The following is a 22,842-nucleotide window of genomic DNA, read 5'->3' as shown; positions in this document are numbered from 1 at the left end:
TTAGGCTTTGCAGAGTGAGTTGTGAAAATGCCCTGGAGCGCATTGGAGCGCATTCCTCGCAAGAACCGTGCACTGCACGCGAGTCAGCCGCCGCTGGTAGCGACCTTGCTCAATCTGCGACACCGCGTAATGAAACCTTCACTGTGCACTGTCGTCTGGTGCAGGTGACATGTAAGCAGTTGTTTACTCAGTACCGAATCAAGGCGACCATTGGTCGGCTGCCGAAGGACAGGGGGTCAAAGCCCCATGCCCGCTGCCTGCAGCACGACCTCAAGCCCAGGGTGAGACGGCCAGACCTGACTGGCAGGCGCACCCGCCCCAACCACTGCAAGGATGAAGAGAGCGCCGCGTGGAATCTGAAGTCAGTCGAGTACAGCTCAACCACGATCCACGCAGTCAGCACGACGATCCGCTGCTGGACAGCCTGCTGACCCTGTGCGTGTTGCACCAAAAGCCTGCCAGCCGGGCGATGCTCACCACTGGCCTGCCGTTGCCAGCACAGCGCTTGAGCCCGGAACTGCTTCCGCGTGCGGCTGCGCGGGCGGGCCTGCAAGGGCGCCTGCTGCAACGCAAGCTCGAGCAGATCCCCACCATCGCCATGCCTGCCATGCTCCTGCTCAAGGATGGCCGCAGCGCCGTGCTGCTGGGCTGGGAGAATGAAGACAGCGCGCGCCTGCTGCTCAGCGAGAGCGACGGTGGCGAAGTGCTGGTCACCCGCGAGGCTTTGACCGGCGACTACAGCGGCAAGGTGTTCTTCGCCCAGCCGCAGCACAAGTTCGACGTCAACCACGGCAACCTCATTCCACGCACCCGTTCCTGGTTCCGCGACACGCTGCTGCGCAGCAAGTGGCTGTACATCGACGCCATCGCCGCGAGCCTGGTGATCAACCTGATCGCCCTGGCGGCGCCGCTGTTCGTGATGAACGTGTACGACCGCGTGGTGCCCAACCAGGCCACCTCGACCCTGTGGGTGCTGGCAGTGGGCATCGCCGGTGCCTACGTCTTCGACCTCATTCTCAAGGGGCTGCGCAGCTTGTGCCTGGACCTGGCCGGCAAGAAGACCGACTTGATCATCTCCGCCACCTTGTTCGAGCGCATCGTCGGCATGTCGATGAAGTACCGGCCCGCGCGGGTCGGCAGCTTCGCCCAGAACATCCACGAGTTCCAAGGCCTGCGTGATTTCCTCGCCTCGCTGACCCTCACCAGCCTGATCGACCTGCCGTTCACCCTGCTGATCCTCATGGTGATCGCCATCATCGGCGGGCACCTGGTGTGGATTCCGGTGCTGGCTTTCCCGCTGGCGCTGGGCATCGGCTATGCCTTGCAGAAGCCGTTGATGTCGACCATGGAGCGAACCATGGCGCTGGCCTCCGAGCGCCAGTCCAGCCTGATCGAGACCCTCGCCGGCCTGGACGCGGTGAAGGTCAACAACGCCGAAAGCGAACGCCAGTACATGTGGGAGCAAACCCTCGGCACCCTCAGCCGCCTGGAGCTGCGGGTCAAGGTGCTGTCTGGCCTGGCGATGAACATCACCCTGCTGATCCAGCAACTGGCCGGTGTGGCGATGATCTGCGTCGGCGTCTATCTGATCATCGACGGCAACCTGAGCATGGGTGGGCTGGTGGCCTGCTACATGCTCAGCGGTCGCGCACTCGGTCCACTGGGTCAGCTCAACGGTTTGCTGGCGCGTTACCAGCAGGCCAAGGTGACCATGGTCGCCACCGACCAGATGATGGGCCTGCCCCAGGAACGCAATTTCGAAGAGCGTCCGCTGAGCCGTCAGGTGCTGCAAGGCGCGGTAGAGTTCCGCGGGCTGGAGTTCACTTACCCGAACCAGCAGAACCAGGCGCTCAAGGGCATCAACCTGGTCATTCGTCCCGGCGAGAAGATCGGCATCATCGGTCGCAGCGGCTCGGGCAAGAGTTCGCTGGCCAAGCTGATCGTCGGGCTTTATGAGGCCGATAACGGTTCGCTGCTGGTCGATGGCGTCGATATCCGCCAGATCGACGTCAGCGAGCTGCGCCACAACATCGGCTACGTGCCCCAGGACATCCAGCTGCTGGCGGGCACCTTGCGCGACAACCTGGTCAGCGGCGCACGTTACATCGAGGACGAACTGATCCTGCAAGCGGCCGAACTGGCCGGCGTGCACGAATTCGCCCGCTTGCACCCGGACGGCTACGAACTGCAGGTCGGCGAGCGCGGGCAGAACCTGTCCGGCGGCCAGCGGCAGAACGTTGCCTTGGCCCGCGCGCTGCTGCTCAACCCGCAAATCCTGCTGCTCGACGAACCCACCAGTGCCATGGACAACACCGGCGAGGAGCGCCTCAAGCAGCGCCTGGCGGCTGTCATCGAAGGCAAGACCGTGCTGCTGGTGACTCACCGTGCATCGCTGCTGTCGCTGGTGGATCGGTTGATCGTCATCGACCGCGGACAAATCGTCGCCGATGGCCCGAAAGTGGCTGTCATGGAAGCGCTGAAGAAGGGGCAGATCAGTGTTGCATAAGCTGAATTTCGCACGTTTCAAGGATCAGATGCGGCGCTATTTCAAAGGCTCGGAGTCGATGGCCGGCCAGCCTCTGCCTGAAGTGCCCAAGGCGTTGATCGAAGATGCCCCGCGCGTGGTGCGTTTGACTATCTGGGGTGTGATCGCCTTCTTCCTGTTCCTGATCGTCTGGGCCTGCTTCGCCCCCATCGATGAAGTGACGCGCGGGGAGGGCAAGGCCATTCCGTCGTCCAAGGTGCAGAAAGTGCAGAACCTGGAGGGCGGCATCGTCGCGCAGATCTATGCGAAGGAGGGCGAAATCGTCGAGGTCGGCCAGCCGCTGCTGCGCCTGGATGAAACGCGCTTCGCCTCCAACGTCGGCGAAACCGAGGCCTCGCGCCTGGCCATGGCGCTGCGCGTGCAACGCCTGAGCGCGGAGGTGGAGGGCACACCGCTGCAGATCGACGAAGAACTGCGCAAGGCTGCACCTAACCAGGCGGCCGACGAGCTTTCGTTGTATCAGAGCCGTCGCCAGCAATTGCAGGATGAGATCGGTGGTCTGGACCAGCAGTTGGTGCAGAAGCAGCAGGAGCTGCGCGAGTTCAATTCCAAACGTGCCCAGTACGCCAACAGCTTGCAGTTGCTGCGTCAGGAAATCTCCATGTCCGAGCCGCTGGTGGCCCGGGGCGCGATTTCTCAGGTGGAGATGCTGCGTCTGCGCCGTTCCGAGGTGGAAACGCGCGGCCAGATGGACTCCACTGCGCTGGCCATTCCCCGCGCCGAAGCGGCGATCAAGGAAGTGCAGAGCAAGATCGAAGAAACCCGCGGCAAGTTCCGCAGCGAGGCGCTGACACAGTTGAACGAGGCGCGCACCGAGCTGAACAAGGCCACTGCCACCAGCAAGGCGCTGGACGACCGGGTCAACCGCACCATGGTCACTTCGCCGGTACGCGGTATCGTCAAGCAGTTGCTGGTCAACACCATCGGCGGCGTGATCCAGCCGGGCAGCGACATCATCGAGATCGTGCCGTTGGACGACACGCTGGTGATCGAAGCCAAGATCCTGCCCAAGGACATTGCCTTCCTGCATCCGGGCCAGGAAGCCACGGTGAAGTTCAGCGCCTATGACTACACCATCTATGGTGGTCTGAAGGCCAAGCTGGAGCAGATCGGTGCCGACACCATCACCGACGAAGACAAGAAGACCACCTACTACCTGATCCGGCTGCGTACCGATAAAAGCCATTTGGGCACGGACGAGAAACCGCTGCTGATCATCCCGGGCATGGTCGCCACGGTGGATATCCTCACCGGCAAGAAGACCATCATGAGCTACCTGCTCAAGCCGATCATCAAGGCGCGTACCGAGGCGCTGCGCGAGCGGTGAGGGCTTGGTATCGCGGCCAGACTGCGCCGCAGCCCCCTCTATCTGGGTTTCGGCCAAGAATGGATGGGGCTGCTATGCAGCCCAATCGCGACACAAGGCCGCTCCTACCACGGCCGTATAAACCTTGAAACATGGGGGCTACATGGAATCTGGGAGCGGCCTTGCGTCGCGATTGGACCGCAGAGCCGTCCCGGCAATGGCACGCAATCATGGTTGTATGCATATTCTTTAAAGATATTTAAATTTTCATTCTTATGACTTTATAGTCGTCCCACTGCGTACCTGCCGACCAATCGGCGCGCCGCACGACTCGAACCCACACGGTAAACCCGTGCGGTCATGAATCGATGCGCGCCCTTCGACGTCGCGCACTGCGTGGGAGTGAACAATGTCAGCCGCCTTGAACGCTGTGTCGACCATCCACAGCGCACCGCCGCAAGCCTTCGAAATTCGTCCTTTCAGCGGCGCCGTCGGTGCGGAAATCGTTGGACTGGATCTGTCCCGCCCCGTCAATGCCGACGACTTCCAGCGTATTCACCGCGCCCACCTGGATCATCACGTGCTGGTGTTTCGCGAGCAGCGCATCAGTCCCGACCAGCAGATCGCGTTCAGCCGCCGTTTCGGTGAGCTGCAGATCCACGTGCTCAAACAGTTTTTGCTGCAGGGCCATCCCGAGATTCTCATCGTCTCCAACATCGTCGAGGACGGTCGCAACATCGGCCTGGGCGATGCCGGCAAGTTCTGGCATTCCGATCTCTCCTACAAGGAACTGCCGAGCTTGGGCTCGATGCTGCACGCCCAGGAACTGCCCAGCGAGGGCGGCGACACCCTGTTCGCCGACATGCACAAGGCCTGGGACGCCGTTCCCCAGGCGCTGCGCGATGTGGTGCAGGGCCGCAGCGCTGCCCACTCCTACACCGCGCGTTACGCGGAAACCAAGTTCGAAGGCAATTGGCGCCCAACCCTGACGGCCGAGCAGTTGGCCCAGGTCAACGAGGTGGTTCATCCGATCGTGCGGACCCACCCGGAAAATGGCCGCAAAGCGTTGTTCGTCAGCGAAGGCTTCACCACCCGCATCGTCGGGTTGCCAGAGGACGAAAGTCGCGATGTGCTGCAGCAGCTCTACGCCCTCAGCGTGCTGGAGCACAACCTGTATCGCCATCGCTGGCAGCCCCATGACCTGGTGTTCTGGGACAACCGCTCGCTGATTCACCTGGCCACCGGCTGTCCTGCTCACCTGCGGCGCAAGCTGTACCGCACCACCATCCAGGGCGACGCCCCGTTCTGACTGTCGAGGATCTTCATCATGCGCACCTCCATCGGCCGCCTGGCGGCCACTATCGGCCTGGGCGTCAGCCTGGTCATCGGCGGTCTTGCGGTTCCCAGCCTGGCCCAGGCCGAAGGCAAGATTCGCATCGCCGAGCAGTTCGGCATCGTCTACCTGCTGCTCAATGTGGTCCGCGACCAGCAACTGATCGAGAAGCACGGCAAGGCCCAAGGCATCGATATCCAGGTCGACTGGGCGCAGTTGTCTGGTGGCGCGGCGATCAACGACGCGCTGCTGTCCGGCTCGGTGGACATCGCCGGTGCCGGCGTCGGCCCGCTGCTGACCGTCTGGGACCGTACCTACGGGCGGCAGAACGTCAAGGCGGTGGCCTCGCTGGGCAACTTCCCTTACTACCTGGTCAGCAGCAACCCTGAGGTGAAGACCATCGCCGACTTCTCCGCCAAGGATCGCATTGCCGTGCCGGCGGTGGGCGTCTCGGTGCAGTCGCGCTTCCTGCAATACGCCGCCGCCAAGCAATGGGGCGACAAGGAATACAACCGCCTGGACAAGTACACCCTCGCGGTGCCGCACCCGGATGCCGCCGCTGCACTGTTGGCCGGCGGCACCGAACTCAACGGACATTTCTCCAACCCGCCGTTCCAGGACCAGGAGTTGGCCAATCCCAACGTGCACGTGGTGCTCGATAGCTACGACCTGCTCGGCCCCAACTCACCGACGCTGCTGTTTGCCACCGAGAAATTCCGCCAGGACAACCCCAAGACCTACAAAGCCTTCGTCGATGCGCTGGCCGAGGCCGCCGACTTCGCCCAGCGCGACAAAGCGGCTGCTGCCGACACCTACCTGCGCGTGACCAAAGCCAAGATCGACCGCGACGCGCTGATCAAGCTGATCGACAACCCGCGCTACGAATTCACCATCACGCCGAAGAACACCTACCCGCTGGCCGAGTTTCTCTATCGGGTCGGCGCCCTCAAGCACAAGCCCGCGTCGTGGAAGGACTACTTCTTCCAGGATGAGCGGCCGTTGCAAGGGAGCTGACCGATCATGACCGCCCCTTTGCCAGGCCACGCGGCCAGCAACCTGCGCCCTGTCGACAGCCCGACGTTGCTCGCGGTGGATAACCTGAGTCTGGAGTACCGCACCGCCCAGCGCGTGGTGCGGGCCACCCACCAAGTCAGTTTCGAGGTCGATCGCACTGATCGATTCGTGCTGCTCGGCCCTTCCGGGTGCGGCAAGTCCACCCTGCTCAAGGCTGTGGCCGGCTTCATCGAGCCGCGCGAAGGCCACATTCTGCTCAACGGCCAGCCCGTCAAAGGGCCTGGGCCAGACCGCATCGTCGTGTTTCAGGAGTTCGACCAACTGCCGCCCTGGAAGACGGTGAAGCAGAACGTGATGTTCCCCCTGTTGGTCTCTGGGCAGCTAAAGCGCGGCGAAGCCCATGATCGCGCGTTGCATTACCTGGAGAAAGTCGGTCTGGCGGCGTTCGCCGATGCCTACCCGCATACGCTGTCTGGCGGCATGAAGGCACGCGTGGCGATTGCCCGGGCGCTGGCCACGCAGCCGCAGATCCTGCTGATGGACGAGCCATTCGCCGCCCTGGATGCACTGACCCGCCGCAAGATGCAGGAGGAACTCTTGCTGCTGTGGGAGGAGGTGCGCTTCACCTTGCTGTTCGTCACCCACTCCATCGAAGAGGCGCTGGTGGTGGGCAACCGCATCTCGCTGCTGTCGCCGCATCCAGGGCGGGTGCGGGCCGAGGTGCACAGCCACCAGTACCATCTTGGCAGCCTGGGCGGCAGCGACTTCCAGGCCAGCGCCCGGCGCATCCACCGCCTGCTGTTCGACCAGGCCGGCGAGCCCGAGCCTGCTGCGCCGCTGGGCTTCAACGACATCCGCATCGCCTACTGACAGGAGCTGGATATGAGCACGACGTCTGCACGGCAGGAGTACGAAGTGGCGCTGCAACCGCTGCCAGGGCTATCGCTGCACCGTGAGCTACCGCTGGCCCAGCGCCTGTGGCAGCAAGCCTGGATACGCAAGGGCCTGATTCTGCTGTTGCTGGCGGTGATCTGGGAAGCGGTGGCGCGCTACACCGACAATGACCTGCTGCTGCCCACCTTCGGGCAAACCGCAGCGGCCTTGTGGGATGGCCTGGCCAGTGGCGAGTTGCCGGCCAAGGTCGCGGTGTCGCTGGTGGTGCTGCTCAAGGGCTACGTGCTGGGGATCGTGCTGGCGTTCGGGTTGACCAGCCTGGCGGTCTCGACCCAGTTCGGTCGCGACCTGCTCGGCACCCTGACCTCGATGTTCAACCCATTGCCGGCCATTGCTCTGCTACCGCTGGCGCTGCTGTGGTTCGGGCTGGGCGACAACAGCCTGATCTTCGTGCTGGTGCACTCGGTGCTGTGGGCCCTGGCGCTGAACACCTATGCCGGCTTTCTGGGCGTGTCCGAGACCCTGCGCATGGCGGGGCGCAACTATGGCCTGCGCGGGCTGCGCCTGGTGCTGCATATCCTGGTGCCGGCGGCGCTGCCGTCGATTCTGTCGGGGCTGAAGATCGGTTGGGCTTTCGCCTGGCGTACGCTGATCGCGGCCGAGCTGGTGTTCGGCGCCAGCAGCGGCAAGGGCGGCCTGGGCTGGTACATCTTCCAGAACCGCAACGAGCTGTACACCGACAAGGTGTTCGCCGGGCTGGCGGTGGTGATCCTGATCGGCCTGCTGGTGGAGGGGCTGGTGTTCAACACGCTGGAGCGGCTGACCGTGCGCCGCTGGGGCATGCAGCGCTGACGGCAGCGCGTTTCAGTCGCGGTAGCGTGCTGCCGCGCTGGCGAGGATACGGCCGATTTCCTCGCGCAGCGCCTGGGGCAGTTCCACCATCAGATCGTCACCCTGGCCCAGCAGCCACCAGCGCAGCGGCGCGTCGTCGCTGACCGTCGCGCGCAGGCGGTGACCCTGCTCCAGCGCGGTCAAGTGCATGTCCGCACCCAGCGGCGTTTCGCGCAGCCGTCGCGCCAAGGCGTCGCTGACCCAGGCTTGCAGCGCCAGGCCTTGGCCAGGCGCGGCCTTGAGCGGATCGTCACGCAGATAGTCCAGCAGGTCGAAATGGCCGCGCAGCTCGCCTGCGCTGGCTGACCAGTGCCAGCCGAACGGGATGCTCTTGTCGTTGCGCTCGAGCGGGAAGATCAGTGACAACTCATTGAGGTCACGTTCCACGGTGCGCTTGCTGACCGTGAAGCCCACGTCGCGCAGGCGCCACACCAGTTCGGCACTGGTGACCCCGGGCGAGCGGCTGGGCAACTGGCGCAGCAAGGCCCACTGGCGACTAAGGGTGGCGCGGGTTGTGGCGAACGGCAAAGGTTAACGTCCTTGTCTAGGCTTGCGACAAATAGCATGGCGGGCGCGGTGCGGGATGGCAATTCGCTACTTTGCGCTGAGATCAACAAACCCGCTATTTGTTGCGTGCGCGCAGATCGTTCGCGACAGGTTTTGTCGTATCGTCGCGCAGAATCGCCTCATCACAGTCGAGGTCGGAACTGTGGGCCGTTCAATGAGGATGAACATGTCTGCTGCCAGCAATATCCATTCGCTGCTTGCCCGCCTTCTGCCCGAGCATGTGGTACCGGTGCCCGCCATCCCACGTCGGCACCTGCGTGCGTTTACCGGGGTGGGGCTGCCCACCCAATGGGCATTGCTGGGCGAGCGCTCGGCCTTGGTCAGTCGTCTGGACGAGGCGGTGGATATGCAGGCGATCTACAGCGACCTGCGGCATCAGGCGCTGCAAGGCAACGCGGCGGTGCTCAACGACCTGGGCTGGATCTGGCTCAATGGCCGCTACTGGCGCGCGGACACCGCACTGGCCAGCCATCTGCTGCGCATGGCGGCGTTGCAGGGCAATGCGGCGGCCTGGTTCAACCTCGGCCAGCAGCATTACTTCGGCAAGGGCGTGGCGGTGTGTTACGCCAATGCCGCCGAGTACTACCGGCATGCCTTCGAGCGCGGCCTGTCGCATGCGGCCGCAGCGCTGGGCGATCTTTATGAAGAAGAGGTGTGCGAGACCGACCAGCCGTGGCAGGTGGACCCGGTGCAAGCCTACGGCTGGTTCCTGCGCGGTGCTCAGCGTGGCGAGGCGCGTTGCCGGTTCGAGGTGGGCTACCGGCAGTTGCATGGTTTGCATGTGCCGGCGGACATCAAGGCCGGGCTGTACTGGCTGGAGCTGGCGGCCGGCGCCGGGGTGATGCAGGCTGCCGAGGAGTTGGCCGTGCACTTCAGCCGGCGCGACGCCTCACGCTACCTGGCCTGGCGCGACCAGGCGATCGGGCTGGGCAGCACCCTGGCCTTGACCATGAAGCTGGAGGATCAGGTGCAGACCTGAACACGCTGTTCATCGCCTCCGGTTGACGACGGGGGGAGGGGCGGGCGTATATTGATAGTTAGCAAACTATGATTACCCTCGGTTTCCCCTGATGACACTCGACGCACTGCACTTGAAAGTCAGCAGCGGCCTGGTGGTTGCTGCCCGCCACTGGCGGCGCATCTGCCACGCCGCGCTGACCGGCTACGGCATTTCCGAGGCCTGCGCGGTGCCGCTGCTGATGATCGTGCGCCTGGGCGATGGCGTGCATCAGGTGGCGGTGGCACAGGCCGCTGGGCTGGAAAGTCCGTCGCTGGTGCGCCTGCTCGATCAATTGTGCAAGGCCGGGCTGGTCTGTCGCAGCGAAGATCCCCTGGACCGACGCGCCAAGGCCCTGAGCCTGACCGCTGAAGGTCGCACGTTGGCCGAATCCATCGAAGCCGAACTGGTCCGCCAGCGCCGCGACGTGCTGCACGGCCTGCCGGCCGACGATCTGGAGGCGACCCTGCGGGTGATCCGCGCATTCGAAACCGCCGGCTCGGGCAGCGCGTCATGAAGCACTTCTTCAGTTCGGTGCCGCCGGCGCGCGACTGGTTCTACGGCGTGCGCACCTTCGCCGCGTCGATGATCGCCCTGTACATCGCCCTGCTGATGCAACTGCCGCGTCCCTACTGGGCGATGGCCACGGTGTACATCGTCTCCAGCCCGTTCGTCGGGCCGACCAGCTCCAAAGCCCTGTACCGCGCCGTCGGCACCCTGCTCGGCGCCGCTGGCGCGGTCCTGCTGGTGCCGCCGCTGGTGCAGTCGCCGCTGCTGCTGAGCATCGCCATCGCCCTGTGGACTGGCACCTTGCTGTACTTGTCGCTGAACCTGCGCACAGCGAACAACTACATGTTCATGCTGGCCGGCTACACCTTGCCGATGATCGCCCTGGCGGTGGTCGACAACCCGCTGGCGGTGTTCGACGTGGCGGCCTCACGCGCCCAGGAGATTTGCCTGGGCATCGTCTGTGCGGCCGTGGTGGGCGCGATTTTCTGGCCCCGGCGCCTGGCACCGGTGGTGGTCGGCGCCACGGGCAAGTGGTTCGCCGAGGCCATCCGCTACAGCGACCTGTACCTGAGCCGCGACGCCGCTGCCGAACAGGTTGGCGCCCTGCGCAGCTCGATGGTGGCCACCTTCAACAGCCTGGAGCTGATGATCGGTCAGCTCGGCCACGAGGGCGCGGGACCGCACACGCTGAAGAACGCCCGCGAACTGCGCGGGCGGATGATCCATCTGCTGCCGGTGATCGACGCCCTTGACGATGCCCTGGTGGCCTTGCAGGGCCGCGCCCCCGTGCAGTACGCACAGCTCGAAGCGTTGCTGGCCGACGCCCGCGCCTGGCTCGAAAGCACCGCCGACGATCCCTCGATCGGGCGCTGGAGCGCCCTGCACGTGCAGATCGAGCACCTGCAGCCCGACGCCGAGGCGCTCGATCAGCGCCAGGCCTTGCTGCTGTCGAACGCGCTCTACCGGCTGAGTGAATGGATCGACCTCTGGCAGGACTGCTGCACCCTGCAGCACGCCCTGCGCGACGATGACGCGCGGCCCTGGCGGGCGGTGTACCGGCACTGGCGCCTGGGCCGTCTGACGCCGTTCTTCGACCGCGGCCTGATGCTCTACTCGGTGCTCTCCACCGTGGTCGCCATCGTCGTCGCCTGTGGCCTGTGGATCGGCCTGGGCTGGGCCGACGGCGCCAGCGCGGTAATCCTCGCCGCCGTCGCATGCAGCTTTTTCGCCGCGATGGACGACCCGGCGCCGCAGATCTACCGGTTCTTCTTCTGGACGTTGATCTCGGTGATTCTCTCCAGCCTGTACCTGTTCCTGGTGCTGCCCAACCTGCATGATTTCGCCATGCTGGTGCTGGCGTTCGCCGTGCCGTTCATCGTCATCGGCACCCTGACCGTGCAGCCGGCCTTCTACCTGGGCACCTTGCTGACCATCGTCAACACCTCGAACTTCATCAGTATCCAGGGCGCCTACGACGCCGACTTCTTCACCTTCGTCAATTCCAACCTGGCCGGCCCCGTGGGGCTGCTGTTCGCCTTCATCTGGACCTTGGTGATGCGCCCGTTCGGCGTGGAACTGGCCGCCAAGCGCATGACCCGCTTCGCCTGGCGCGACATCGTCGAGATGACCGAGCCGGCGACCCTGGCCGAACAGCGCAAGGTCGGTGTGCAGATGCTCGACCGCCTGATGCAGCACCTGCCGCGCCTGTTGCAGACCGGCCAGGACACCGGCACGGCGCTGCGTGATCTGCGCGTGGGGTTGAACCTGCTGGACCTGCTGGCGTACTTGCCGCGTGCCGGCGACGACGCCCGCGCGCGCCTGCGCACGGTGATCGAGGAAGTCGGCGCCCACTACGCCGCGTGCCTGCGCAGCGGCGAACGCCTGCACGCGTCGGCGGCGCTGCTGCGGCACATGGAGCGGGCGCGTCTGGCCTTGGCCCAGGATCGACTGAACGAGCGCGGCGAGCCCCGGGTCCATCTGCTGCATGCCCTCTCCGGTTTGCGCCTGTCGCTGCTGCCGGGTGTCGAGGTGATGCTCGAACCGGACGCGCAAGCGCAACTGCCCCCTGCCATCGATGGAGCACCGCTGTGATTGGCGAAGTGGATATCAGCGGAGTCTTCCTGCCTACGCTGCTGGTGATGATGCTGGGCACCTATGTGGTGTTCCTGGGCCTGCACGCGGTGCTGGTGCGCTTGCATTTCTACCGCCTGGTCTGGCACCGGGCGCTGTTCAACGTTGCTCTCTACGCCGTGCTGCTGGGCGCGGTGGATCACTTTTGTCGAAGCCTGATGCTGCCATGAAAAAACCGTTGTTGACCTTGGGCCGCGTGGTCCTGACTTTGCTGGTGGTGACCCTGGCGGCCGTGCTGGTCTGGCAGATGGTCGTGTACTACATGTTCGCGCCCTGGACCCGCGATGGGCACATCCGTGCCGACGTGATCCAGATCGCCCCGGACGTGTCCGGGTTGATCCAGCAGGTGAGCGTGCGCGACAACCAGGTGGTCAAGCGCGGCGACGTGTTGTTCACCATCGACCAGGACCGTTTCTCGCTGGCCTTGCGCCAGGCCCAGGCGAGCCTGGCCGAGCGCCAGGAAACCCTGGCCCAGGCCGCCCGCGAAACCCGACGCAACCGCAAGCTGGGCAACCTGGTGGCCGCCGAGCAGCTCGAAGAGAGCCAGTCGCGTGAAGCCCGTGCCCGCTCGGCGGTGAGCGAGGCGCAGGTGGCGGTGGACATCGCCAAGCTCAACCTCGAGCGCTCGGTGGTGCGCAGCCCGGTGGACGGTTACCTCAACGACCGCGCCCCGCGCGCCCACGAGTTCGTCACCGCAGGCCGAGCCGTGCTGTCGGTGGTCGACAGCACCTCGTACCACGTCGACGGCTACTTCGAGGAAACCAAGCTCGGTGGCATCAACGTCGGTGACGCCGTGGACATCCGTGTCATGGGGGATGACACGCGCCTGCGCGGGCATGTGCAAAGCCTGTCGGCGGGCATCGAAGACCGTGACCGGGTCAGCGGCGCCAACCTGCTGCCCAACGTCAATCCCGCGTTCAGTTGGGTGCGCCTGGCCCAGCGGATTCCGGTGCGCATCGCCTTCGACGAGGTGCCCGCAGACTTTCGCCTGATCGCCGGGCGCACCGCGACGGTCTCGATCGTCGAAGGGCAGCGGCCATGAAACGCCTGATGCTCACGGCCCTGGCGCTGGCACTGGGTGCTTGCACCACGGTCGGCCCCGACTACCACGTGCCCGCCGACGCCGCCGTGCAGCGCAGCGACCTGAACGGTCCGTTGCGCGAGGATGCCAGCAGCGTGGTGTCGGCGCCGGTGCCGGACGATTGGTGGCAGTTGTATCAGGATCCACGGCTCAACGCGCTGGTGCGCCAGGCGTTGGCGGCCAACAGTCAATTGCGCGTGGCGGCGGCGAACATCGCCAAGGCCCGTGCCCAGGTGGAAGTGGCTGAGTCGCAGGGCGGTTTTGGCGCGGGTGCCAAAGCCGGTGCCCAGCGCCTGCAAGAGTCTGGCGAAGCCTTTCTGCAGCCGAATAAAGTGCCGGTGGCCAATATCGGCGAAGCGATCATCAGCGCCTCGTACCAGTTCGACCTGTGGGGCACGCTCAAGCGTGGCACCGAGGCGGCCAAGGCCAATGCCGATGCCGTCCAGGCCGCCGCCGACACCGCGCGCATCACGGTAGTGGCCGACGTGGTCAAGGCCTACACCCAGGTGTGCTCGGCCAATGAGGAATACCACATCGCCCGGCAATCGCTGGACCTGCAACAGCAGGGCGTGCAACTCAACCAGCGTCTGCGCGATGCCGGGCGCGGCGACGAGACCCTGGTCACCCGTTCGCAGACCCAATTCAAATCGTTGCGCGCCGAGTTGCCGCGCTTCCAGGCCGAGCGCGAAGCGGGCCTGTATACCCTGGCGGCACTGCTGGCCGTGCCGGTCGGCCAGTTGCCCGCAGGCACCGCCGAGTGCGCCGAACTGCCTCACCTGGCGCAACTGATTCCGGTGGGCGACGGCGCCGCACTGCTCAAGCGTCGGCCCGACGTGCGCCAGGCCGAGCGGCAGTTGGCAGCAGCCACGGCGAACATCGGTGTGGCGACCGGCGCGTTGTACCCGAACATCAGCTTCGGCGCGCAGATCGGCACCCTCGGCATCATCGACAACCTGGGCGAGCCTTCCACCAATCGCTGGGGCTTCGGCCCGCAGATCAGTTGGACGCTGCCCACCAACGGTACGCGTGCGCGCATCCGCGAGGCCGAGGCGTCGACCCAGGCCGCGCTGGCGCACTTCGACGGTGTGGTGCTCGACGCCCTGCGCGAAACCCGGACGCGGCTGGCGCAATACAGCGCCTTGCTCGAACGACGCGACGCGCTGGCCGATGCCGAACGCTCGGCCAAGGACGCCGCCGACCAGACTCACCGCCGTTACCAAGCCGGGCGCGAGTCGTTCCTGGCCGATTTGCAGGCCACCCGCGCGTACACCGATGTGCGTGGCCAGTTGGCCGCGGCCAACAGTCAGGTAGCGATGGGGCAGGTCAGCGTGTTCCTGGCGTTGGGCGGTGGCTGGAAAGCAGCGCCTGCGCCGTGAAGGCGCCGGCTTGACCGGTGAACCGCTGTGCGCTATTCGCCGCAATTCGCCGAAAAAACCCGACGCAAAACGTTTGCGTATTCCCGCGTCCGACACTCAAGTATTCATGGGCGACGCCGATCCATTGGCACCAGCGTCCCGGAAGAGGACGCCCGTTCCCGTCGATAATAAAAGCGGGTGGTCAGCGTGATCAGGACGATCCCGGCCCCTTGCCAGGAGCTTCGCCATGCCTCGACCCCGTGCCCGGATCGCCTCGCAACTCGGTATCGCCCTCGCCATCGTGCTGGCATTGGTGATCACCGGCAGTACCCTGTTCGCCCTGCGCTCGCTCGACGACGCCAACCTCGCCACCCGCCAGCAGCACTTGGGTAGCGAAGCGCGGCTGCTCGCCGATCAGCTCGACACCTTCCACGGCTCGCTCAAGGACAACACCCAGCGCCTGAGCGGGCTGTTCGAACGCCGCTTCGCCTCTGGCCTGAGGATTCAGGACGGCCAGAGCGTGCAGGTCGCCGGTGTCGCCACCCCAGCGCTGTACCTGGGCGACCACCTGCTCAACAACGACCTGAGCATCGTCGATGAATTCCAGCAGATGACCGCCGGTATCGCCACGCTGTTCGTGCGCAGTGGCGATGACTTCGTGCGCATCGCCACCAACCTCAAGAAGCAGGACGGCAGCCGCGCCATCGGCACCCAGCTCGACCGCGCGCACCCGGCCTATGCGCGGCTGCTGGCCGGGCAGATGTACGTGGGCCGCGCCGTGCTGTTCGAGCGCAACTACATGACCCGCTACGTGCCGGTCAGCGACACCAGCGGTCGGGTGATCGCCGTGCTGTTCGTCGGCTTCGACTACACCGATGCGCAAAACGCCCAGTTCACCAACCTCAAGCGCTTCCGCATAGGCCAGACCGGTTCGCTGGCGCTGCTCGACAACCAAGGTCAGTGGCTGGTGCCGCCGGCGGGGGTGGCCGATACCCAGGCTGCGGCGACGGCCATCAAGGGCCTGGGGGCGCACGCGCAGTTCTGGAACAGCGGTGACCAGCGTTTCTTCAGCGTGGTGCAGCCGTTCGCCGAAGGCCCGTGGACCGTGGTGGCGAGCATGCCCGAGGCGGAAATCCGCGAAGTGACCTGGAGTGTCGGTTTGCGCCTGGCGATTGGCAGTCTGCTGGCCATGCTGCTGGCGGTGCTCGCCACCTTGTGGCTGCTGCGGCGCAAGCTGCGTCCGCTGGACGACCTGGTGCGCCAGGCCCAGGCGTTGGGCGCAGGCGACCTCAGTGCGAGGCTGACGCTGACCAGCGAGGACGAGATCGGTCAGTTGGCGCGCAGCTTCAACCAGATGGCCGACGCCCTGGCGACCATGGTCACGCACATTCGCAGCGCCTCCGAACAGGTCAGTGCCCGCTCGCAGTCGTTGGCCGGGTTGTCGTCCGGGGCGTGCGAGGGCATGGAACAGCAGTCCGGCGAGATCACCAGCATGGCGGGTGCCGTGGAGGAATTCAGCGCCACGTCGATGAACATTGCCGAGAACATGGCGGGCACCGAGCGCATGGCCCAGGACAACGCCCAGCAGACCCGTATCGGGCGTTCGGCCATGGACCAGGCGTCCGCCTCGCTGCGACAGATCGCCGAAGCGCTGGGCGGCACGGCGACGGTGATGGACAGCCTGGGTGCGCGTTCGCAGGAAATCGGCGGCATCGTCGGGGTGATCACCGCGATCGCCGAGCAGACCAACTTGCTGGCGCTCAACGCCGCCATCGAAGCGGCGCGCGCTGGCGAGCAAGGCCGCGGCTTCGCCGTGGTGGCCGATGAGGTACGTGGCTTGGCGGCGCGGACCCGCCAGGCCACCGAGGAAATTTCCACCATGATCGCCAGCATCCAGCAGCAGACGGGTCAGGCGATCAGCACCCTGGAGCAGGGCAATCGGTTGATGCAGGATGGCCTGGAGCGCAACGACAAGGTGGCCCAGGCGCTGGCCCGCATCGACGAGCAGAGCCGTGCGGCGGGCGAGCAGTTCACCGTGATCAGCACGGCAACCCAGGAGCAGAGCAGCACCGCCAACCTGCTCAGCCGCAACCTGCAGAGCATCGCCCAGGCGAACAGTGAGCAGCATGACGTGGCCAACGAGCTGGCGGCGACGGCCCGGGAGCTGGAAGGGCTGGCCGAGCAGTTGCGCCAGGAAGTGGACCGCTTTCGCGTCGCCGGGTAAGGGCGGCTAGGCCAGGGTCACGCCCAGGGCCTGGGCGCAGGCCTGCAGCGAACGCTGTTCGGCCTGCGCATACAGGGCCAACTCGTCCAGCACCGCAAGGCCCAGCGCGGCCTCGAAGGCCTCGCGGTTGGCGTTGCTGCCGTAGTGGGCCTGTGCGTCGTCGCCCAGGTTCGACTGGAAGATCCCGGCGGCGCTGACCGGCAGGAAGTCTTCGTAGACCAGCGCTTCGAAATGCACGTGCCCGGCATCGATCAGGCCTTGCAGCGTGTCAGGGCGATCCTGGCGGGTACGTTCGGCCAAGCCTTTTTCGGTGGCGAAGTAGCGGAAATAGGCCAGGCCCTGTTCGCGCATCTGCGCCAAGTCATCGGGGAACTCGGCGAAGTGGCTGGCCAGCAGCGTTCGATAGCGCTCGGCATTGGCCTCGGCGGGCACGCCGCCCAGGGCCGCGCGGGTGGCGTCGAGCAGGCGGTCGTAGAGCCTGCGGCCCTTGGCCGTGAGCGCCGCGCCGCGCTGTTCGATCTCGCCGAAGCGTGCGGTGTGACTGCCTTGGGCATCGCTGAAGGCGACCGTTTCCTGCAGCGCTTTGAAGCTGGTCTGGCGCAGCAGGATCGGATGGCGTCGAGTGGGTGGGCCTTCGACCACGGCCTTGGGCGCGATGCCTTTGGCCGGCATGCCCACCTGGATGGCGTCGATGTCCAGGGTGCGCGGCGTCAGGTGGTTGATGTGCGGGCCTTTGAAGGCCACCACATCGGCGATCAGGCGGTGCTGCTGGTGCAACTGCTGGTACTGCTCGGCGCTGACCGTCGCCTGCGGATGCCAGCGGAACGTGTGCAGGGCTTGCTCGACGAAGGTCTCGGCATCGGCGGCGCTCAGGCCGCCGTCGCGCTCGTGCTGGGCGATCAGTTCGAGTGCGCGCGGGGTGAAGATGCTGCGTTTGGCCAGGATGTCGCGGGCCAGCTCGCGCAGGCTGAGATCGTCGATCAGCTCCAGGCGCAGCAGCGAGGTGAAGACCCGGAACGGGCTGATGTGCAGCGATTGCTCGTGCACCGCGCGGAAGGCGGTGGAGTGCACCGGCACGCCCGCCGGGCTCAGGTCGTAATAGCCGACCGGTCGCATGCCCATGACCGCGAACAGTCGGGCGATGGTCGCCAGTTCCTCGGCCGTGCCGACCCGGATCGCGCCATGGCGCTCCTGGTCCAGACGCTCGATTTCGCCGGTCCAGCGCAGGGCCTGGGCCACTTCGGGCTGTTCGGCCAGGATCTGCTGGTTGACCTCGCTCACCAGCTCCAGCAGCGTGCCGTACAGCGGCACCTCTTCTTTGTACAGGCGCGACATGGCTGCGGAGAACTGCGTGCGAATGCTGTCGGGGCTGACGAAATGGTGGGCGGGCATCGCGGGGTTCCTGAAGGTGGTAGAGACCCTGACATGAAAGCGAGGAATGCACTTTCTCTACAAGCGAAAAAAAGTGCGAGGGTCATTCCTTTTTTGATCGAACCTGCTGCGAGGCCCGGCCCGTCACCGGGCGATCACCACCAACTTGCCGACCGCTTGGCGCTGGGCCAGGCAATCGATGGCATGCCCGGCCTGCGCCAGCGGATAGGTCTGTGACACGCGCGGCTTGAGCTTGCCTTCGCTGTACCAGACGAACAGACGCCTGAAGTTGTCGGCGTTGTCCTGGGGCTGGCGCTGGGCGAAGGCGCCCCAGAACACGCCGAGCACCGCCGCGCCCTTGAGCAGTACCAGGTTGGCGGCCAGTTGCGGGATGCTGCCGCTGGCGAAACCCACCACCAACAGTCGGCCGTTCCAGGCCAGGCTGCGTACCGCCTGGTCGAACAGCTCGCCGCCGACCGGGTCGTAGATCACGTCTGCGCCCTGGCCGCCGGTCAGGCGTTTGACTTCGTCTTTCAGACTGGCCTGGCTGTAGTCGATCAGTTCGTCGGCGCCGGCAGCCTGGGCGACGGCCAGCTTCTCGGCACTGCTGGCGGCGGCGATCACTCGCGCGCCCAGGGCCTTGCCGATCTCCACGGCCGCCAGGCCCACACCACCCGAGGCGCCGAGCACCAACAGGGTCTCTCCGGCCTTGAGCTGGCCGCGCTGGCTGAGGGCGTGCATGGAGGTGCCGTAGGTCATGCTGAAGGCGGCGGCGGTAGTGAAGTCCATGTCGTCGGGAATCGGCAAGGCGTTGTAGTGCGGCACCGCAACCTGTTCGGCGAAGGCGCCCCAGCCGGTCAGCGCCATGGCCCGTTGGCCGACCTTGAACGTGCCCGCCTTCTCGCCGACCGCCGCCACCACACCGGCCGCTTCGCCGCCGGGCGAGAAGGGCAGTGGTGGCTGAAACTGATACTTGCCCTGGATGATCAGCGTGTCGGGAAAGTTGACCCCGGCGGCGTGCACGTCGAGCAGCAGCTCGTTGGGCTTGGGCACCGGGCTGGCGACCTCTTCGAGCACCAGGTCGCCTGCCGGCCCCAGGGTTTTGCACAACACAGCTTTCATCGGGCTATTCCTTTGCGGGTGTTGGCCGATAAGTGTAGGAGGGCAAAGGGGTGGGTCAACGAGCATGGCCTGTTCTGATAGGCCGGCATAAGCCCGGGCTTGGGTTTGTACGCGGTGCTGGGTAAGCTGGCGCCCATTGTGTCGAGGAGCGAAGTCGTGAAAGCGTGGATCTTGATGGTGCTGGCGCTGCTGCTGCCGGTCGCGGCCCTGGCCGAAGAAGCCAAGGAAGGGGAGCCGAAGGTGGCCTACATCAGCCTGAGCCCGCCCTTCGTCGGCAACTATGCGCTCGATGGCGGGCCCAAGCTGCGGGTATTCAAGGCCGACGTGGCCCTGCGCGTCACCGGCGATGCCGCCGTGGCGGCGGTCAAGCACCATGAGCCGCTGATCCGCAACCAGTTGGTGGCGTTGTTCACCCAGCAGGGTGTGGACAACATGAGTAGCGTCGAGGCCAAGGAGGCGTTGCGTCAGGAGGCGCTCAAGCAGGTGCAGCAGGTGATGCAGGCCGAGGAAGGCAAGCCGATTGTCGAAGACTTGCTCTTCAATAACCTGATCGTGCAGTGACGCTGGCTAGCTGTCGTGTAATCACCGCACCAGCGAGCAAATCGCCTGCCATTGTTCCGTCGTCACCGGCATCACCGACAGCCGGCTACCCTTCTGAACCAGCGGCAGTTCGGCGAGTGCCGTCTGCTGCTTGAGCTGCGTCAATTCCAGTACCTGATCGAAGGTGCGTACCGGCTCGACGTCGACTGCGCTCCAGGGGTTCTTGTCGGCGCTGGCCTTGGCGTCGAAGTAGGGGCTCTGTGGGTCCAGCGCGGTGGGATCCGGGTAGGCGCCTGCGCTGATCCGGGCGATGCCGGCGATGCCGGGCTGCGGGCAACTGGAGTGATAGAAGAAGAACGCGTCGCCGACGCTCATGGCGCGCAGGAAATTGCGCGCCTGATAGTTGCGCACGCCGTCCCAGCGCGCCTGGCCCAGGCGCGACAAATCGGCACTGGACAGCTCGTCGGGTTCGGATTTCATCAGCCAATAGGCCATGGGCGCTGCTCCTGACAAGTTTTGAAATAAGATGTTGCATCTAACCGACAGCCGGTTGGCGTCAACGTTTGCGTGTTGCGTCACGTTGGCGGAAAATGCGCCGATTTTAACGCTAGGGGCTCCGGCGATGCCGAGAAAGTCGTCGAGCCTGAACAGTTTGCCGAGGGGGCAATCATGAACAAACGCAAACCGGACCTACTGTGGATCCTGGCCTTCATCTTCGGTCTAGGCGTGGTCACCACCGGTTATGCGCAGGGTTTGTGGGAGCGCAAGCTCGACGCGTCATATCAGACGTCGGCCGTGTCCACCCCTCAACAGTCACGCTGATCGCTGCGGCGCGCGGCGTTCAAGCCGGCGCCAGGTACCAGTTGCGGTCCGAGACGGTTCCGCGCAACGGTACATCCCAACTGGCCTGAGCCAGGCGCTCCACCTTCTGGCATTCATGGGCCAGACCCAACAGCAGCGGTTTCTTCCAGTATTGGCGCCGGCCTTGATAGGCCAGGCTGCGATCGTAGAAGCCTCCGCCCATCCCCAGGCGTCCGCCGGCCTCGTCGAAGCCCACCAGTGGCAGCAGAATCAGGTCCAGCGCCCACACCGGCCGCTGACGCTTGCGCTCGATCACCGGCTCGGCAATTCGGAAACGGTTGCGCCGCAGCGGCTCGCCGCGTTCGAAACGCTGGAACACCATGCGCGTGCGCGGCCAGGCGTGCAGGACCGGCAAGTAAGTGCGCTTGCCACGGCGCTGCGCTTCACGCAGCAACAGGCGCGGGTCGATCTCACCGTCGTTGGGCAAATACAGGGCGATGTGCCGGGCACGTCGAAACAGCGGATGCTGCGCCAACTGGCGGTACAGGCCCAGGGCGGCCTGGCGCTGCTGAGCCGGGGTGAGTGCACGGCGGGCGTTGCGCAACACGCGACGCAGTTGTGGACGGGTGAGCGGCGCGGTGTCGGTCATGGCACAGGCGATCCCGGAAGCGGGCCGTGGCAGGCGGCCTAAGCGAAAATGCCCGCCAAAGGGGCGGGCATCGAATATTCAGGCTCCCCGATAAGACCGCTATCGGTGTAGCCCTTGAACCCGAAAGTTCAAGGTGGAGATTGCAGGAGGCTTTAAGGCTTTCCGTCGAGCGGACATGCACACCGGCCCCACGTGCAAGCCCCGTGGTTGTGCGTATCGGCTCAGGGACATAACCGACTGGCGCATCCACCAGGGAGTGGCGCCAGTATACCTATCTCAATCCTTTTTGCTAACCGGGTCGTCGGACAGCGCCTGATCGACCCGCTCGAGCAGGTCACGCACCTGCTCGCGGGTGGTGCCCGCGCTGGCGCCCTCGGGACGCTCCTGGCGGTGCAGCAATTCGTGGGTGATGTTCAGGGCGGCCATGACCGCGATGCGATCGGCGCCGATCACCTTGCCGCTGCTGCGGATCTCGCGCATCTTGCCGTCCAGGTAGCGCGCCGCGCCGACCAGATTGCTGCGCTCTTCCGGCGGGCAGATGATCGAGTACTCCTTGTCCAGGATGTGCACGGTGACGCTATTGCTTGAACTCATGAGTCTTGCTCCAGGGCCTTCAGACGCAAGATCATCGACTCGATCTTGTGCCGGGCGATCTCGTTCTTTTCGATGAGGTGGGCGCGCTCTTCGCGCCAGGACCGTTCCTGCGCTACTAGGAGTGCATTTTGCCGTTTTAGTTGCTCGACGCGTGCAATCAGCAGCTCGAAACGGCTCATCAGCGCCTGCAGGTCATTGTCTTGCGTGGGTTGCACTCGATCCGCTCCTTCGTCGATCGCCTGGCGATCTTGCGTCTGCCCGAGCCGGGGCGGGCGGCGCAGATGGTCTTGGCGCGCCTGCCGGTGCTAGGATACAAGGCCTTCATTCTAGTCATATGCGCCGTCTGGCGCCTAGCCGCCCATGCCCAATACCCAATCGCCTTACACCGCCTTCGCCTCGTTGCTGTCGAGCAACGGTCATCCTGTCTCTCCGGCCGAGTTGCATGGTCTGCTGATCGGCCGCAGTTGCGCCGGTGCCGGCTTCGATGCCGAGGCCTGGCTGGCCGACGCCGCCGCTGCGCTGGAGAGCGAACCGCAAGACAACGTCCGCGCGGCCCTGATCGGCCTGCAGGAGATGGTCAAGGCCGAACTCACCGGCGAAGACGTCGCCATCGTCCTGCTGCTGCCGGGCGATGAAACCTCGCTGACCGAACGGGCCACTGCCCTGGGCCAGTGGTGCCAGGGCTTCATTGCCGGCTTCGGCCTGAACGCCGGCGGCAAGGACCTGTCCACCGATGCCAAGGACGTTCTGCAGGACCTGGTGGCCATTTCCCAGGTCCAGGAAGCACTGGAAGAATCCGAGGACGGCGAGAACGACTACATGGAAGTCATGGAGTACCTGCGCGTCGCCCCGCTGCTGCTGTACACAGAGCTGGCCGCACTCGTCGCGCCAGCGCCCAAGCCATCGCTGCATTGATCG

General features: G+C 65.3%; 23 protein-coding genes, 1 other RNA gene and 1 pseudogene. 17 read left to right on the top strand and 8 right to left on the bottom strand.

The genetic code is table 11. The features are described from left to right. Nucleotides 1-349: 349 nt before the first annotated feature. The 6 genes from ACK2SD_RS23660 (at nucleotide 350) to ACK2SD_RS23635 (ending at nucleotide 7,944) form a co-directional block, all read left to right on the top strand. Nucleotides 350-2,506: a type I secretion system permease/ATPase gene (locus ACK2SD_RS23660; protein WP_039582481.1), complete on the top strand. Its 2,157-nt coding sequence runs from the start codon at nucleotides 350-352 to the stop codon at nucleotides 2,504-2,506. A 28-nt stretch (nucleotides 2,507-2,534) separates the two neighbouring features. After that, on the top strand, nucleotides 2,535-3,872 hold the full coding sequence (locus tag ACK2SD_RS23655; RefSeq protein WP_205419314.1) for an HlyD family type I secretion periplasmic adaptor subunit: 1,338 nt from the start codon (nucleotides 2,535-2,537) through the stop codon (nucleotides 3,870-3,872). Nucleotides 3,873-4,281: 409 nt separating this feature from the next. Then, a complete protein-coding gene (locus ACK2SD_RS23650; protein ID WP_369811541.1) occupies nucleotides 4,282-5,160 on the top strand; it encodes a TauD/TfdA dioxygenase family protein in 879 nt (292 codons plus the stop codon). A gap of 18 nt (nucleotides 5,161-5,178) precedes the next feature. Beyond that, on the top strand, nucleotides 5,179-6,198 hold the full coding sequence (locus ACK2SD_RS23645) for an ABC transporter substrate-binding protein (protein WP_295486104.1): 1,020 nt from the start codon (nucleotides 5,179-5,181) through the stop codon (nucleotides 6,196-6,198). A gap of 6 nt (nucleotides 6,199-6,204) precedes the next feature. After that, nucleotides 6,205-7,068, top strand: coding sequence for an ABC transporter ATP-binding protein (locus tag ACK2SD_RS23640; RefSeq protein WP_412460987.1), 864 nt, complete (start codon nucleotides 6,205-6,207; stop codon nucleotides 7,066-7,068). A gap of 12 nt (nucleotides 7,069-7,080) precedes the next feature. After that, the gene (locus ACK2SD_RS23635) at nucleotides 7,081-7,944 is read left to right on the top strand and encodes an ABC transporter permease (protein ID WP_039582489.1); all 864 of its coding nucleotides are present in this window, start codon (nucleotides 7,081-7,083) and stop codon (nucleotides 7,942-7,944) included. A 12-nt stretch (nucleotides 7,945-7,956) separates the two neighbouring features. Here ACK2SD_RS23635 and ACK2SD_RS23630 read toward each other — a convergent pair whose 3' ends face one another. Continuing rightward, complete coding sequence (locus ACK2SD_RS23630; protein WP_039582490.1) at nucleotides 7,957-8,511, bottom strand: WYL domain-containing protein; 555 nt, start codon at nucleotides 8,509-8,511, stop codon at nucleotides 7,957-7,959. Nucleotides 8,512-8,716: 205 nt separating this feature from the next. Here ACK2SD_RS23630 and ACK2SD_RS23625 point away from each other — a divergent pair, with 205 nt between their 5' ends. The 8 genes and pseudogenes from ACK2SD_RS23625 (at nucleotide 8,717) to ACK2SD_RS23590 (ending at nucleotide 16,847) form a co-directional block, all read left to right on the top strand. Then, nucleotides 8,717-9,529, top strand: coding sequence for a tetratricopeptide repeat protein (locus tag ACK2SD_RS23625; RefSeq protein ID WP_412460986.1), 813 nt, complete (start codon nucleotides 8,717-8,719; stop codon nucleotides 9,527-9,529). Between the two features lie 91 nt (nucleotides 9,530-9,620). Further along, the gene (locus tag ACK2SD_RS23620; RefSeq protein ID WP_039582492.1) at nucleotides 9,621-10,064 is read left to right on the top strand and encodes a MarR family winged helix-turn-helix transcriptional regulator; all 444 of its coding nucleotides are present in this window, start codon (nucleotides 9,621-9,623) and stop codon (nucleotides 10,062-10,064) included. Continuing rightward, nucleotides 10,061-12,148, top strand: coding sequence for an FUSC family protein (locus tag ACK2SD_RS23615; RefSeq protein ID WP_039582495.1), 2,088 nt, complete (start codon nucleotides 10,061-10,063; stop codon nucleotides 12,146-12,148). The genes ACK2SD_RS23620 and ACK2SD_RS23615 overlap by 4 nt, the downstream gene beginning before the upstream one ends. Continuing rightward, nucleotides 12,145-12,357 carry a DUF1656 domain-containing protein gene (locus tag ACK2SD_RS23610; protein WP_029615220.1) on the top strand — a complete coding sequence of 71 codons (213 nt, stop codon included), beginning with the start codon at nucleotides 12,145-12,147 and terminating at the stop codon, nucleotides 12,355-12,357. The genes ACK2SD_RS23615 and ACK2SD_RS23610 overlap by 4 nt, the downstream gene beginning before the upstream one ends. Continuing rightward, nucleotides 12,354-13,229, top strand: coding sequence for an HlyD family secretion protein (locus tag ACK2SD_RS23605; protein WP_039582496.1), 876 nt, complete (start codon nucleotides 12,354-12,356; stop codon nucleotides 13,227-13,229). Before ACK2SD_RS23610 ends, ACK2SD_RS23605 begins: the two co-directional genes overlap by 4 nt. Next, nucleotides 13,226-14,644 carry an efflux transporter outer membrane subunit gene (locus tag ACK2SD_RS23600; protein WP_412460985.1) on the top strand — a complete coding sequence of 473 codons (1,419 nt, stop codon included), beginning with the start codon at nucleotides 13,226-13,228 and terminating at the stop codon, nucleotides 14,642-14,644. Before ACK2SD_RS23605 ends, ACK2SD_RS23600 begins: the two co-directional genes overlap by 4 nt. A gap of 226 nt (nucleotides 14,645-14,870) precedes the next feature. After that, nucleotides 14,871-15,932 (top strand): annotated as a pseudogene (locus ACK2SD_RS23595) (Cache 3/Cache 2 fusion domain-containing protein); the annotation flags it as partial. A 45-nt stretch (nucleotides 15,933-15,977) separates the two neighbouring features. Then, nucleotides 15,978-16,847: a methyl-accepting chemotaxis protein gene (locus ACK2SD_RS23590; RefSeq protein WP_369811540.1), complete on the top strand. Its 870-nt coding sequence runs from the start codon at nucleotides 15,978-15,980 to the stop codon at nucleotides 16,845-16,847. Between the two features lie 6 nt (nucleotides 16,848-16,853). Here the strand turns inward: ACK2SD_RS23590 and ACK2SD_RS23585 are convergent, their stop codons facing one another. Next, nucleotides 16,854-18,239 carry a VOC family protein gene (locus ACK2SD_RS23585; RefSeq protein WP_412460984.1) on the bottom strand — a complete coding sequence of 462 codons (1,386 nt, stop codon included), beginning with the start codon at nucleotides 18,237-18,239 and terminating at the stop codon, nucleotides 16,854-16,856. A gap of 123 nt (nucleotides 18,240-18,362) precedes the next feature. Continuing rightward, the gene (locus ACK2SD_RS23580) at nucleotides 18,363-19,340 is read right to left on the bottom strand and encodes an NADPH:quinone oxidoreductase family protein (protein ID WP_412460983.1); all 978 of its coding nucleotides are present in this window, start codon (nucleotides 19,338-19,340) and stop codon (nucleotides 18,363-18,365) included. Nucleotides 19,341-19,496: 156 nt separating this feature from the next. Here ACK2SD_RS23580 and ACK2SD_RS23575 point away from each other — a divergent pair, with 156 nt between their 5' ends. Next, on the top strand, nucleotides 19,497-19,901 hold the full coding sequence (locus tag ACK2SD_RS23575) for a flagellar basal body-associated protein FliL (protein ID WP_029614651.1): 405 nt from the start codon (nucleotides 19,497-19,499) through the stop codon (nucleotides 19,899-19,901). A gap of 21 nt (nucleotides 19,902-19,922) precedes the next feature. Here the strand turns inward: ACK2SD_RS23575 and ACK2SD_RS23570 are convergent, their stop codons facing one another. Next, nucleotides 19,923-20,375: an EVE domain-containing protein gene (locus ACK2SD_RS23570; RefSeq protein WP_412460982.1), complete on the bottom strand. Its 453-nt coding sequence runs from the start codon at nucleotides 20,373-20,375 to the stop codon at nucleotides 19,923-19,925. Between the two features lie 174 nt (nucleotides 20,376-20,549). Here ACK2SD_RS23570 and ACK2SD_RS23565 point away from each other — a divergent pair, with 174 nt between their 5' ends. Continuing rightward, nucleotides 20,550-20,702, top strand: a complete 153-nt coding sequence (locus tag ACK2SD_RS23565) for a hypothetical protein (protein ID WP_162889483.1) — start codon at nucleotides 20,550-20,552, stop codon at nucleotides 20,700-20,702. A gap of 19 nt (nucleotides 20,703-20,721) precedes the next feature. Here the strand turns inward: ACK2SD_RS23565 and ACK2SD_RS23560 are convergent, their stop codons facing one another. The 4 genes from ACK2SD_RS23560 to ACK2SD_RS23545 all read right to left on the bottom strand — a co-directional run bounded on the left by ACK2SD_RS23560 (nucleotide 20,722) and on the right by ACK2SD_RS23545 (nucleotide 22,103). Beyond that, nucleotides 20,722-21,330 (bottom strand): 5-formyltetrahydrofolate cyclo-ligase, encoded by a 609-nt coding sequence (locus ACK2SD_RS23560; protein ID WP_295486130.1) that lies wholly within the window; start codon nucleotides 21,328-21,330, stop codon nucleotides 20,722-20,724. Between the two features lie 80 nt (nucleotides 21,331-21,410). Further along, nucleotides 21,411-21,589, bottom strand: a non-coding RNA gene (gene ssrS, locus ACK2SD_RS23555) — 6S RNA. Between the two features lie 17 nt (nucleotides 21,590-21,606). Continuing rightward, nucleotides 21,607-21,924 carry a cell division protein ZapA gene (locus tag ACK2SD_RS23550; protein WP_029614654.1) on the bottom strand — a complete coding sequence of 106 codons (318 nt, stop codon included), beginning with the start codon at nucleotides 21,922-21,924 and terminating at the stop codon, nucleotides 21,607-21,609. Next, complete coding sequence (locus ACK2SD_RS23545; RefSeq protein WP_037028563.1) at nucleotides 21,921-22,103, bottom strand: TIGR02449 family protein; 183 nt, start codon at nucleotides 22,101-22,103, stop codon at nucleotides 21,921-21,923. The genes ACK2SD_RS23550 and ACK2SD_RS23545 overlap by 4 nt, the downstream gene beginning before the upstream one ends. A 181-nt stretch (nucleotides 22,104-22,284) precedes the next feature. Between ACK2SD_RS23545 and ACK2SD_RS23540 the strand changes: the two genes are divergently transcribed. Further along, nucleotides 22,285-22,839: a YecA family protein gene (locus ACK2SD_RS23540; RefSeq protein ID WP_412460981.1), complete on the top strand. Its 555-nt coding sequence runs from the start codon at nucleotides 22,285-22,287 to the stop codon at nucleotides 22,837-22,839. Nucleotides 22,840-22,842 lie beyond the last annotated feature (3 nt).

The organism is Pseudomonas sp. SC11 (assembly GCF_047039205.1).
Lineage (GTDB): Bacteria > Pseudomonadota > Gammaproteobacteria > Pseudomonadales > Pseudomonadaceae > Aquipseudomonas > Aquipseudomonas boreofloridensis.
This window is presented reverse-complemented; position numbering and strand designations above follow the sequence as displayed.

Bases quoted from the DNA above. Each gene is read 5' to 3' on its own strand.
- ACK2SD_RS23655 (WP_205419314.1), top strand. From the start codon at position 2,535: ATGCGGCGCTATTTCAAAGGCTCGGAGTCGATGGCCGGCCAGCCTCTG.
- ACK2SD_RS23645 (WP_295486104.1), top strand. From the start codon at position 5,179: ATGCGCACCTCCATCGGCCGCCTGGCGGCCACTATCGGCCTGGGCGTC.
- ACK2SD_RS23640 (WP_412460987.1), top strand. From the start codon at position 6,205: ATGACCGCCCCTTTGCCAGGCCACGCGGCCAGCAACCTGCGCCCTGTC.
- ACK2SD_RS23635 (WP_039582489.1), top strand. From the start codon at position 7,081: ATGAGCACGACGTCTGCACGGCAGGAGTACGAAGTGGCGCTGCAACCG.
- ACK2SD_RS23625 (WP_412460986.1), top strand. From the start codon at position 8,717: ATGTCTGCTGCCAGCAATATCCATTCGCTGCTTGCCCGCCTTCTGCCC.
- ACK2SD_RS23620 (WP_039582492.1), top strand. From the start codon at position 9,621: ATGACACTCGACGCACTGCACTTGAAAGTCAGCAGCGGCCTGGTGGTT.
- ACK2SD_RS23615 (WP_039582495.1), top strand. From the start codon at position 10,061: ATGAAGCACTTCTTCAGTTCGGTGCCGCCGGCGCGCGACTGGTTCTAC.
- ACK2SD_RS23605 (WP_039582496.1), top strand. From the start codon at position 12,354: ATGAAAAAACCGTTGTTGACCTTGGGCCGCGTGGTCCTGACTTTGCTG.
- ACK2SD_RS23600 (WP_412460985.1), top strand. From the start codon at position 13,226: ATGAAACGCCTGATGCTCACGGCCCTGGCGCTGGCACTGGGTGCTTGC.
- ACK2SD_RS23590 (WP_369811540.1), top strand. From the start codon at position 15,978: ATGGCCGACGCCCTGGCGACCATGGTCACGCACATTCGCAGCGCCTCC.
- ACK2SD_RS23585 (WP_412460984.1), bottom strand. From the start codon at position 18,239: ATGCCCGCCCACCATTTCGTCAGCCCCGACAGCATTCGCACGCAGTTC.
- ACK2SD_RS23580 (WP_412460983.1), bottom strand. From the start codon at position 19,340: ATGAAAGCTGTGTTGTGCAAAACCCTGGGGCCGGCAGGCGACCTGGTG.
- ACK2SD_RS23570 (WP_412460982.1), bottom strand. From the start codon at position 20,375: ATGGCCTATTGGCTGATGAAATCCGAACCCGACGAGCTGTCCAGTGCC.
- ACK2SD_RS23565 (WP_162889483.1), top strand. From the start codon at position 20,550: ATGAACAAACGCAAACCGGACCTACTGTGGATCCTGGCCTTCATCTTC.
- ACK2SD_RS23560 (WP_295486130.1), bottom strand. From the start codon at position 21,330: ATGACCGACACCGCGCCGCTCACCCGTCCACAACTGCGTCGCGTGTTG.
- ACK2SD_RS23550 (WP_029614654.1), bottom strand. From the start codon at position 21,924: ATGAGTTCAAGCAATAGCGTCACCGTGCACATCCTGGACAAGGAGTAC.
- ACK2SD_RS23545 (WP_037028563.1), bottom strand. From the start codon at position 22,103: ATGAGCCGTTTCGAGCTGCTGATTGCACGCGTCGAGCAACTAAAACGG.
- ACK2SD_RS23540 (WP_412460981.1), top strand. From the start codon at position 22,285: ATGCCCAATACCCAATCGCCTTACACCGCCTTCGCCTCGTTGCTGTCG.